General features: G+C 42.2%; 9 protein-coding genes. 4 read left to right on the forward strand and 5 right to left on the reverse strand.

Annotated elements, in window-relative coordinates; genetic code table 11:
* Positions 1 to 79 precede the first annotated feature (79 nt).
* Genes HRU80_08305 through HRU80_08315 form a run of 3 tightly spaced genes read left to right on the forward strand, consistent with a single transcriptional unit; the run spans position 80 to position 2,815 of the window.
* Positions 80 to 1,078, forward strand: a complete 999-nt coding sequence (locus tag HRU80_08305; GenBank protein QOJ28885.1) for a YdcF family protein — start codon at positions 80 to 82, stop codon at positions 1,076 to 1,078.
* Between the two features lie 11 nt (positions 1,079 to 1,089).
* Positions 1,090 to 1,578 (forward strand): transcription antitermination factor NusB, encoded by a 489-nt coding sequence (nusB, locus tag HRU80_08310; protein QOJ28886.1) that lies wholly within the window; start codon positions 1,090 to 1,092, stop codon positions 1,576 to 1,578.
* The gene (locus HRU80_08315; GenBank protein ID QOJ28887.1) at positions 1,571 to 2,815 is read left to right on the forward strand and encodes an MFS transporter; all 1,245 of its coding nucleotides are present in this window, start codon (positions 1,571 to 1,573) and stop codon (positions 2,813 to 2,815) included. The genes nusB and HRU80_08315 overlap by 8 nt, the downstream gene beginning before the upstream one ends.
* On the opposite strand, the gene HRU80_08320 is transcribed toward HRU80_08315, so the two are convergent.
* Positions 2,805 to 3,413, reverse strand: coding sequence for a thioredoxin family protein (locus HRU80_08320; protein QOJ28888.1), 609 nt, complete (start codon positions 3,411 to 3,413; stop codon positions 2,805 to 2,807). The genes HRU80_08315 and HRU80_08320 overlap by 11 nt on opposite strands.
* 218 nt (positions 3,414 to 3,631) lie before the next feature.
* On the opposite strand from HRU80_08320, the gene HRU80_08325 reads away from it, so the two are divergent.
* Positions 3,632 to 4,897, forward strand: a complete 1,266-nt coding sequence (locus tag HRU80_08325) for a hypothetical protein (GenBank protein ID QOJ28889.1) — start codon at positions 3,632 to 3,634, stop codon at positions 4,895 to 4,897.
* 55 nt (positions 4,898 to 4,952) lie between these two features.
* Here HRU80_08325 and HRU80_08330 read toward each other — a convergent pair whose 3' ends face one another.
* The 4 genes from HRU80_08330 to HRU80_08345 form a co-directional block, all read right to left on the reverse strand.
* A complete protein-coding gene (locus HRU80_08330) occupies positions 4,953 to 7,172 on the reverse strand; it encodes a CHASE2 domain-containing protein (protein ID QOJ28890.1) in 2,220 nt (739 codons plus the stop codon).
* Positions 7,173 to 7,177: 5 nt separating this feature from the next.
* Complete coding sequence (locus tag HRU80_08335) at positions 7,178 to 9,601, reverse strand: hypothetical protein (protein QOJ28891.1); 2,424 nt, start codon at positions 9,599 to 9,601, stop codon at positions 7,178 to 7,180.
* Positions 9,602 to 9,727: 126 nt separating this feature from the next.
* Complete coding sequence (locus HRU80_08340; GenBank protein ID QOJ28892.1) at positions 9,728 to 10,429, reverse strand: FecR domain-containing protein; 702 nt, start codon at positions 10,427 to 10,429, stop codon at positions 9,728 to 9,730.
* Positions 10,430 to 10,443: 14 nt separating this feature from the next.
* Positions 10,444 to 11,532: a hypothetical protein gene (locus HRU80_08345; GenBank protein QOJ28893.1), complete on the reverse strand. Its 1,089-nt coding sequence runs from the start codon at positions 11,530 to 11,532 to the stop codon at positions 10,444 to 10,446.
* Between the last annotated feature and the right edge of the window lie 78 nt (positions 11,533 to 11,610).

Genomic DNA, 11,610 nt, shown 5'->3' on the forward strand with positions numbered 1-11,610 from the left:
GGGGAAACCGTTAAAGGTTTCCCCTTTTTTTTTATCTTTGCTGTGTACTTTATATGTTTTTTGAAAAGTTATTCCAGGCATGATCTTTTTTATTGCGGTAAGTTTGCTTGCGGCCGATTTCTTTATTGCTCTGATAATAAAGAATCTGCTGAATGGTCTGCCATGGAATAATTTCCCGCTCTGGTATGCCGGTACCCTGATTGGCATTTTTATAAACGGACTGATAATCCTTCTCCTGGTAATTCTAAACTTCCGCACCTCTTCAAAAGAAATAACTCAGTACCGCAGGATTCCTCTGCTCACCTTTACCGGTATTCTAATACTTCTTGCCGGTTATGCACTGATGGTTTACGGTATTTTTGATCTTAGAGAGGTTGTTTATTGGGATTATCAGCTTTCTTATATATTACCGGGCATTCTATTCACGCTCCGGTATTTAATTCTGCTCGGGATTCTTTCATTTCTCTGGCTGAAGGTTTTTAGAACTGAAGCAATGTTTCCGCTTCGCCTGATCGTAAATATTCTTTATGGTGCTCTTTTACTGACCGGTTTTGCCCTCTTTTATAGTTTTACAGCAAATCCGCCACTCTATGACAAAGGCAACGTGTATAAAACTGGAGTTGTTCTTGGTGCAGCGGTAAAAAAAGATAACACTCCAGGCTCAGCCCATTTGCGGCGGCTTGATGCAGCACGACAACTGCTTCAAGAGGGAGTTATATCGGATATTTTCCTGACAGGTTCAAATACCCCTGGCAAAATCAGTGAGGCGGAGGCAGGGCAGAGTTACCTTATAAAAAAGGGTATATCCAAAGAAGTAATACGGTTTGAGAAGGAAACAACCTCAACTGTTGAGCAAATCAGATATATTGACCAGGTAATGCCTGATCAGACCCCTGATAATCAGATTATTATCATTTCTGACGGATTTCATCTTCCAAGAATTCATCAGATTGCATCCTTTTATAACCTCAGAGTTAATCTTCAGGAAACCGAAGAAAACCTCTCCATTACACAGAAACTGTACCTCTCTTCCAGGGAGGCAGTTGCATTACTTATTTTCTGGCTTTACGGCATTTAAATAGAATATATATGATTACCATCGGCAGACAAAAAAGCAAACGAAGAATTATCAGGGAAAAAGTATTACAGGTACTGTATGCTTATTATTTTAAATCTGAGGGGATTGATCATCTGTTCAACACGGTTTTTGAAGATGTAAAGAAGGGGCCTGACCGTGATTTCGGCCGGAGTCTGGTTGATAAAGTTATCATCAACTGGAAGCGGTATGATCTTGATCTTGAAACAAATGTTCAGAACTGGGTTATTGAACGTATCGCGATTCTTGATCTGATCATCATAAAAATGGGCATGGCGGAAATAAATGAGTTTCCTGAAATACCCCCGAAAGTTACCATCAATGAGTGTATTGAAATAGCCAAAGAGTTCAGTACTGATGAAAGCGGTAAATTCGTGAACGGTATTCTTGACCGGTATCATGGAGATCTGAGGAAGTCTGATAAACTTAACAAAAGCGGTCTGGGGAAAATTGATAAACCAGCCAAGGGAAGTCATGGTTAAGAGTTCAGAGCGGTTCAGAATATTTATTTGGACTCTCTTTGATTTTGCCAATACTTCCTATTCAATTACGATTGTTACATTTCTTTATGCAGTCTATTTTAAGAAAGTTGTAGCGAATAATGAACCTGCAGGGGACCTTTACTGGAGCATAGCAACATCCTCCGCGATGATTGTTACCGCTATACTTTCACCAATTCTGGGTGCTATTTCTGATCATTCCGCCGGTAAGAAACGGTTTCTGCTTTTTTTTACTATTATTTGTGTGGTATTTACTGCAGCACTCTTTGGTGTTGAGCAGGGGGATATATTTCTAGGAATTCTTTTCTTTGTTTTAGCCAATATTGGTTTTGAAGCAGGGCTTGTTTTTTATGATTCGTTTTTACCTGAGATCACCACTCCAAAAAACTATGGCAGAGTAAGCGGATATGGCTTCGCGATGGGATATGTGGGTTCACTTACCACGCTGATCATACTTTTTCCGTTCATAGAAAAGAATCTTATCAGGGAAAGTTTTCTTATCTCCGCTATGTTTTTTGCCATTTTTGCAACTCCGCTCTTTATCTTTCTGCAGGATAACAGAAGGCCAATGTTAAAACCGCAGAGTTATATAAAGACCGGATGGAACCGTGTATCCTATACCATCAGCCATCTGAAAAACTATAAAAATCTTTCCCGGTTTCTGCTTGCGTACTTCTTTTATATCGAAGGGGTAAATACTATTATTTTCTTTGCAGGAAACTATGCGAGCACCACACTGAAATTTACCGAACTGGAACTCATAGCGTTTTTTGCAACCGTGCAGACTACAGCCATAATCGGTTCAGTGCTGCTCGGAATCGCAGCCGATTCTCTGGGGCAAAAGAAGACCATTTATATCAGTCTCTATGTCTGGCTGGTAACTATCGCCCTTGCGTTATTTACTGAAACGAAAGAGGGATTTTATGTTGTAGGGTTGCTGGCAGGTACGGCTATGGGAGCAAGCCAGTCAACCAGCCGCTCCCTGATGTCAAAACTAACACCGGTGGACAAAAGAACCGAGTTCTTCGGGTTTTACTCACTTTTTGGGAAGAGTTCCGCAATTATCGGTCCTCTTGTCTTCGGTATTATTTCAGTGATTACTCACAATCAGAAATTATCCATTCTGTCAGTGGGAGTCTTCTTCATCATAGGTATGTATTTGCTGAAAGATGTTAAGGACAATATCCCGGCTGAACAGAGTGAGCAGGTTACCGGGTAACAGCCTCGGCCGTTGTCTGCTTTACGAGATTTACAATTTCTGCAGATGTGGATTTGCTGCCATCCTTAGCATACCAGGTATGCAGAATTTCTTCACGCTGATGTTTGGGCATACCGGCTGCAATGTGGCCTTTCATGATTTCAGCTATGGCGGCGGGCCTTGCACCCCACATGAAGAGTTCGGTTCCATCTTCATCAAAAGCTACCAATTTCGGAATGCTTCTAGCTCCGTTGGAGAGGTAATTATCCATAATCTCAGGATAAGTATCCCTCAGGATAATTTTTACGTCAATATTTTTGTTAAGTTCAGCAAGTTTTATGATGGCCGGTACGTTTTGTGCCGTATCGCCACACCAGCCTTCTGAGATAATCATCCAGGTCTGGCGGCCTTTAACCGATTCAAAAGCGCTGACTGCCCCGTCATCCGGCTTAAAGGTAGTATTAATTCTTTTCATTCTCCTTAAGTTCAGAGGATAATAACCGAGCTTCTCCCTGAGTGTTTCATCGGCATCTGCCGGAACCGGAGCGGCTGCGGTTTCCTCCATGTGTTTCATAAAATCTTGGTATGAGATACCTGCTTCTTTTATCTTTTCTAACATTTTTCCACGTAGTTGTTTATGTGAATTGGTAAGGGTTAGATAGATACAAAGGGAATCAGATTCAGCTATTCGTCGGGATTGCACAAATTTTTTTTATGAATGTATAATTTATTGTACAGCTGCAAACTCTCTGACCCGATTTTGAACTGATTTAGGGCTTTTTGGATGGCACAATTCTTGGCTTATAAGGAATAAACACAACTTTAAGGAGTTTGGCCATGAAAAAGATAGTATTTGCACTCGTTATTCTGCTTTTTAGCGGAGTTTTTGAAACAGAAGGAAGAGGACGTTTTACGGTATCCTTCAATGTTTTTTATACGCAGCTGTCTCCCTACGGCAGATGGATTGAACTGGATGATAATTTAATCGTCTGGAAACCTGCCCGTAAATTCAGAGGATTTAAGCCTTACTTTTCAGGCAGATGGATCTGGACGAATTATGGCTGGTACTGGGATTCTTACGAACCTTTCGGAAATGTAGTTTATCATTACGGCCGCTGGATGTATGATTACTATTACGGCTGGGTATGGGTTCCAGACTATGAATGGGCTCCTGCCTGGGTTGAATGGTGCTATGATGATGATTATATCGGCTGGGCTCCGATGAGACCTTTGGTTACCGTGAACATCAGATTTAACTATAGTTATCATTTTGACAAATACAGATACAGAGAATACAACTTTGTCCGCTACCGTGATTTTGGTTCTCACAGAGTACAGGACAAAATTTTCAGAGAAAGAGATAATGAACGGTACTTTAATAATGCACGGCTCCGCTCTGAGGTAACCCGTGACCGCGACAGAATTCTCAATAACGGAATAGACCGTGATTTTGTCCGCTTAAGAGGTGCATCAGTTGATGATGAGAGCAGAATCCACATAACCGGACGTGATGCACGCAACGCTGATGAACTGGTAACCAAAGACAGATCAGTTATCAGAGTTAAAACGATCAGCAGAGATGAAACTGAAGTACGTGAAGTAAAAAATATCAATATCGAAAAAAGAGAAAGCCGCGATGGTGAATTAATTCGTGATATTGATAATACCAAAGATGTGCGTGAAAGAGTTACGACTGATGAAAAGAAGCGTGATGTCTCAGATTTCAGAATGAAGGAAACCGACAGCAGCCCGAAATGGAATGAACGCAGAATTAAGGAAAGTATGGAAAATCGGGAAGTCCGCGACAAGAAAGATGTACGCGAAAACCGGAATGATTCGGAAGTTAATCTTTTTGACTTACTCCTGGGAGAAAGGAAAGAAGAGACAAATCAGAAGAGTGAAGTAAGAACCGAATCTGAACGCAAGAACAATACGGTAAACCGGGACAGAAATACGGTTAATGAGCGTAAATCTGAGGAGAAGAGAGAAACGGTAAACCGCGATAATTCCTCTGAACGTAACAGGGAAAAGCAGGAAAGCAAACGCCGTGACAATTCTTCCGAACGGAAAGATGACCGTGAAAGAACACCACGCAAACGATAATCCTAAATACTGGTAATAAAAAACCCGCTCACTGAGCGGGTTTTTTTTATGGTAATTATTTTGTTTTAAGGTGATATACACCGTCCCAGTCAGCCGGGGGCGGATCCTGAATCAGTGACTTGCAGCGTTTAATATACATGGACGAAGTATAATCGTCCGGATCGTGCGTCAGCGCTTCTTCAAAGAAACTGATTGCCTTCTCGAAATTCATGGATTTGTATTCATGTAATCCCTTATTATAAGCCTCAATGCATTTTACTTTCCTTTCAGGGAGTACATTTTCAACAAAATCAAAAACTTCATAAACTTTAATTGGTACTGATTTTCCTTTTACCGTCAGGAAATCAAGTTCTCTTGTATGGAAGCGGTCTTTTACCTGTTCATATGTAGAGTCAGCGATCATGATGCTTGACCCATATTCCTTATTTGCACCTTCAAGGCGTGAAGCCAGGTTAACGTTATCTCCCATAACGGTATAATCAAACCGCTGGACACCGCCGACGTTACCAACAACCATATCACCGGTGTTGATTCCCATTCTTGCGTGAATCAGCGGCTGACCTTCCTGACGCCAGCGCTCCACCATTTCTGCAATTTTCACCTGCATATCCAGTGCGCTTTTAACAGCAAGATATGCATGATCCTTAGTTGGTGTTGGTGCGCCCCAGAATGCCATGACTGCATCGCCGATGTACTTATCAAGGGTACCTTTATTATCAAACACAATCTGTGTCATTGCGCTCAGATACTCATTAAGAAACCGGACCAGTTCTTCCGGCTCTTTGTTTTCTGAAAAGGTAGAGAATCCGGCTATATCGCTGAAAAATACTGAAAGTTCTCTCCGCTCGCCGCCAAGCTGCAGTTTATCCGGGTCAGAAATAAGATCATCAACCACCGCTCCGCTTACATACTGGCTGAACATTCCTTTAATCATACCCTTCTGCTTCCTCTCTGAGATGAACTTATAAGCAGTGCTTCCTATATAACCCAAACCTACCGCAAGGAAACTTGTGTAGAGGGTAAAGAGGAAGTTAAATTCAGCAAAAAGGTAGAACGAAATTTCACGAAGTCCGAAGAAAATAGCTGCGACAATAATCAGGTTAAGCCCCTCAACAAGCAGACCGCTTGCAAACTTAAGTTCTTTGAGGAGGTAGGAGAGAAAGAAGACGCCGATTCCGAGAATAAGGGTTATCAGAACTTCAAGCCAGATTGGCTGCTTTACAATGAAATCCTGGTTGAGAATATTCTGCAGTGCATTGGCGTGGATTTCAACTCCGTAAATCAGGTTGTCTCCTTCTTTTTCGCCGCGTGCAAACGAGATGGGGAGTATATCCTTATCCTCCGGCATGGTTGAACCAATGAGAACTATTTTATCCTTGAATATACCGCTGTATTTTAAACCCATCGGCATACCGGTTGTCTCGTTTATGGTTTCATCATCCCACATATTAATCGGAATCTCAAACTCAATCTCATCACGAGTCATGAACTCCTGATCATCCAGAACGTTTATGAAATCGAAATACTGAAAACTTCTGCTGGGGCCGTAGAAATTGAGCAGCATGGAAACATTATCATACTTTGGGATCTCAATATCCGAGTGAATAAAATGTCCATCAGTGTTTTCAGCCAGGTGGAAATTCGTCTTACCTGTGTATTTATTAAGCAAAGCAAAACTAAATGTCGGAACCAGTCGCTCTGTTGTGGAGGAATACATAAAGGGGAGATACCGTCTTACCACTCCGTCATTGTCGCTGACCACCTGTACAATTCCAATGGAAGAATCAGCTTCAAAATAAACACTTTCAAAATTCTCATTCTGACTGGTAAGAGTATATTCATCGCCCTCAACATTCATCACCTTGCCGGCAACTACAATGTTTCCGTATTCCCGGATAACATTAAACATTGCCGAGTCATTCATCGGATCATATTTATCCGGACTCGACATCACAATATCTATACCGACCGCTTTAGCTCCTGCCTCATTCAGGTTTCTTATTACCTTGGCAAATGTGCTGCGGGGCCAGGGCCATGCTTCAGCAATATTGTTGTAGGTATTCTGAGTTATTTCAAGGATGATGACATCGGAGGAATCTTTAATCGGAATAACGCCTCTTTTAAGAAAGCGTTCATCAATGTGTTTTTGTTCGAGTTTGGTGAGGGGATCTAATTTGAGAAAACTGACCTGGGTCAGCAGTACTACAAGTACTGCTAACCCAAGACTAATAATGAATCTAGTTAGGAAATCGCCTTTATCTTTTTTTTTACCCATAGAGCTTAGTAAAGATTATATCTCAGCATAATACCGGAAATGAAATCATTTGGTACGGATATGCTGTTTTGTGATGAATTCACAATATATCTGATCTGTGCCTGAGCATAAAGATAACTGGTGAAATAATAGGTTCCGAAAAGGTCAAGCGCTGTACGCTCAAAGTCTCCGAAGCTCGGATTGATGGATCCGTTAATCAAGAGCTTATTATCGAGCATATAGTAACGTCCTCCGAGAGTCAGGGTAACGTAGCTGAGTTCCGAAGCCTGTATCTTTGTGCTATTATAAGAAATATTGACGTTCGAAACGATCGCAGGAGACCAGTTAGTATTCGATGAGAGATTAAGCGAGCTGTTGTCAACGTCGAAGTTTGAGATTGACTTGTCATCACGAACAGAGAAATTATAACCTAATGACATCTGTGTACGGTATTTCCAGTGGAAGTCATATGAAATCTGTGTACCGACTCTGTTGGTTATATCATTGATGATGATAGTTGAGTCTTTTGCATCGTTCGTGTTTTCATTCTGCGTATATGATACGAGAATGCTGGGGAAGTCAAATCTTGGGAAATAAGAGACTGATGTATTAATCGTGTTAAAAGTAGTGGTCGCGAATTTAGTACCCTGAAGGTTGTCAGAGAGACTTTCAAATCCGGCAGCAATAAACAAGGTATTATCCATCAGGCGAAGACGGTCATTGATGTTGATACCGGCTACGTCCGTTCTGATAAAAGTATTACCGAAGGACTGGAAGTCGTTGCCGCGGTAAATGTACTGTCCTCTGAAGTAGTTGTTAAAATAGTTCAGGGAGAGCGTTGCCTCAGCTGCCAGGGTAGGTATTTCCTCGTAGTTAAGAGGTTCGATATACTGGTTAAACGTAATGATGCTTCCAATATATTTTTTCAGATCCTTAATGGTTTTCGGATCCTGGGTAAAAGTTTTGCCCGCGCCAAAAAGTGTGTCAATTTCACTGTCAGTCAGCTCGCCGTTGGTGATATCGGTGTTCTGTACACTGATGGCTGCCTGAGCGTTAAAAAGAAATTTCTGATCATCAAACGCAATGGTCATATCTGTACCGGCAACTACGTTTTCCTGCGGAATTCCTCCGAATGCAATATCCTCAAACTGATCTTTTGAATGAAGATAAGTTAAGCCCCACTGAAAATTTTCACCGCTTCCGAATGATGGCCTTACTGCAAGTATGGTACGTTCATTTGAGCCAAAGGTGACGCTAGCATTACGGTACCCGGCATTAAACTCAGTAGGGTACTTTGCTGAATCAAGCTGAACAATATCTGAACGGCCGAAAGGGGAATTGGCTGCAGTAAACAGGGTATCTATTTTTCCCTGAATACCGCGGTTAATTTCACCAAACGCTGCCTGGATGTTAAAGAAACCAAAATTGAGCGAACCGTTAAATCCCCTAACTCTTTTACCTGTCAGTACTAATGAAGGGAAGCGGGGGGTTGCATCACCATAAGACATCTTAACCCAGTCGCCGCCGCGCAGTTCAACAAGATATCTGTTGTAAGGCTGCTTATTTGATTCCTCTTCAGAGGTGAGATAAGCATTCGCATTAAGCTCAAACATCTTGTATTTGGATTCGTAGTTGACTCTGAGGTTATTATACCAGGTTGATCTGCCCTGCACATCTTCCGAGCGTGATTCTGCTGTTACATCTCCCCGGAACTCATAGCTGTCGCGTCTCTCTTCAGCAAGTTGTTCGGAGATAAGCTGATAATCGGAGCTGACAGTATGATAGAGATTTCCGCTTTTATCATAGATTTCAACACGGATTGTGGTTGTACCCTCATCCATATCAAGATCAGGATTGTCACCCGTCAGCATGATCAAGTCATCTGCAAAAAGGGCGAGAGATGTTACATCCTTGGAACCGATATAAATTTTCGTTTTAGCGCGGTCAACATTGTCTGAAGCTCTGAGAAGAGAAATCGAGACAAAGAATTCTGAACGGGGTACAGAAGTATTTTTCTCAGGAGCAAGTATAATTACCTCAGCATCTTTAGCTGAGCGGGCTGAAACCGCAATCTGGAGCGGGGGTTCTGAAACGTTCACCTGAACCGGATAATAAGCACTGCTTCCGTCAGATAAATTGATACCGATATAGTATTCAAGATATGGCACCCGGACATCATCTCCGGAAAGTGTGAACTCAGCCAGGTTGCCGCGTAGATCCATCTCGGCTTCGGTGAACTGAATCTCACCAAAAGGCTTGTAAAAAAGGAATACTCCTCTGACGTTATCCGCTTTGATGAGCTCTACTTCAAAACGCAGAACATCGCCCTCAACGGCAGCTCCGGTTCTTACCTCAGAAATGTAAGGACTCAGCTGTGCCAATGACGAACCGGTAAAAGTCAGAAGAAATACTATTAGAGAAAATCTGGTTAAACTGGTATAAAGAGACATAAAAGTTCTCCGGATTGGGTAGTAAAGATTAATAACGTTAATTCTCAGTAATTAAAGAGAGCAATTTACGAATAATTTAAAAACAACAACCCTTAGCTCTCACTAAGGGTTGCTGAATTTTCTATTTTAATTACCGCCGACATACTCGATGATTATATCACCGATATTTGTTTTAATTATTAGTTTCTTGGTCTGCGGAACATTATTGTTATTGTTGTTCAGCATGTTCTGAACATTCGGATTGTTTGCAACCGGCTGAATATTGACATTTCCGTCGTTACCAACTGTCACAAAAAATCCGCTTGTTACCGTACCCTGGCCCTTGTTGCCCTGGGTGGCTTCAATGTTTGCTGAACCGGAGCTCAGACCGAATGTGGTGTTTCCGTCATTGTCAACGTCAAGAACGCCGTCAGTTCCGCGGATAGACGCCACCATGGTCGGGGTTGTGAACTTGAACTCCTCATTGCCCTGTCTTTTCACCTCAAAACCAACTTTACCTTTATCAACATAGGTGTTTTTTGAGATTTCTTTGTTGGCTTTGTCAGCGTAAATCTTCAGGGTAGAGTTTTCACGGACCCGTAAAATGGAATTGTCCGTGAATTTTATAAGAGCAAGAGACTGGCTGCCGGTTTTAATTTCATCGTTGGTGCTCAAAGCAGCGCCGATTTTCACTGATGACCAGTCAGCTTCAGCTTTTTTCAGGGTAACATCCTTCACAACTTTCATCATGATTGCGACAGGGGAGTCAGCCGGTGGTGTTTCTCCGCCGCCGGCAAATACGGTTACACTAAAAAGAATGGTAAAAAAGATTATTGACATTTTTTTCATTTTCTCATCTCCTCTTAGTTGTTGCCCGGATTAGTGTTAATCTGCATATTCAGTACATTCTGCGGATTGGCCTGCAGATACTGGAGAATTGCGGTAACTTCTGCCTGAGTCATAAGAGTGCCATCGGCATTTCTGAAACCGCTAATGGAAATATTCTGACCCTGAAGCAGATTATTAAACTGTGCGACAATATTAGGGGGGAGAAAACTGATAATCTGCGTAAGTGCACTGTTCTGCTGCTGAACCTGGAGGTTATTTGCAGGAGCAAGACTAAAACGGACCAGATTACTTTCCAGATTAAATCCGCCGCTCGGACCCGGGACAAATGCTGAAACACGTACCACAATTTCATCCCCTGCTGCCCACTCACGCTCAATAATTGAACGGATATTGACCGTGGTTCTGTTTCCGACATCACGATTATTCACGATAGGATTTTCACTGTTCAGAATTTCTTCATCAGTTTGTCCGGCAACTTTACGATTGTTTACCTTAATGATATAAGATGCTGCACCGGTAACCTGAGTCCAGGAAACAATCACGTCTGTTGGCTGCTCAACCGAGCCCTGCATTGGTGCAGTAATGGTGATAGTCTGGGACGGGTTATAAAAGGTGAGTGAACGCTGCTGAGGATTGGTGATTCCCGGTAAACTGAGCGGGGCATTTGTTACGGGGTCGAGTACCCATAACGTAAGTGAATAGGTACCGATTGGTCTGCCCTTATTAAGGTTCTGATCGATAGCATCCTGATTGATGTAATCATCTTCAATCCTGATATCACCGCTTCCGAATTGATTGCTTAAAATCGTCCGGGATGAAAATTCCCTGGTGCGAAAATCTGCAAGCTTCACCGGAGTAGTGGAATTGATATCGGTCCAGTACATTTCTCCGGAGAGTTTTACCATTGTGCCCGGGCTCATTATTACCCGGAAAACAGGCTGGGTTGCACTGAGTCCGTTCGAGACAACCAGGTTCGCAAAACTGATTGACGGGAGCGGATCAAAAACATCGAGTTGGAATGCTGTCAGCGGAGGATTACCCTGAGCCATACCGGCACTGGTTAAACCCACGAACAGCACGATTGCAGTAAGTAACTTCTTCATTCTGGTCTCCTTATTGAACTATTAAAAACTCTCTTTTTTCTTTGAAACCCTCGTTTCAAATTTCTGTCTGCAAAATAC

The sequence above is a fragment of the Ignavibacteriales bacterium genome (assembly GCA_015709675.1).
In the GTDB taxonomy this organism is placed as follows: Bacteria; Bacteroidota; Ignavibacteria; order Ignavibacteriales; family Ignavibacteriaceae; genus H2-BAC3.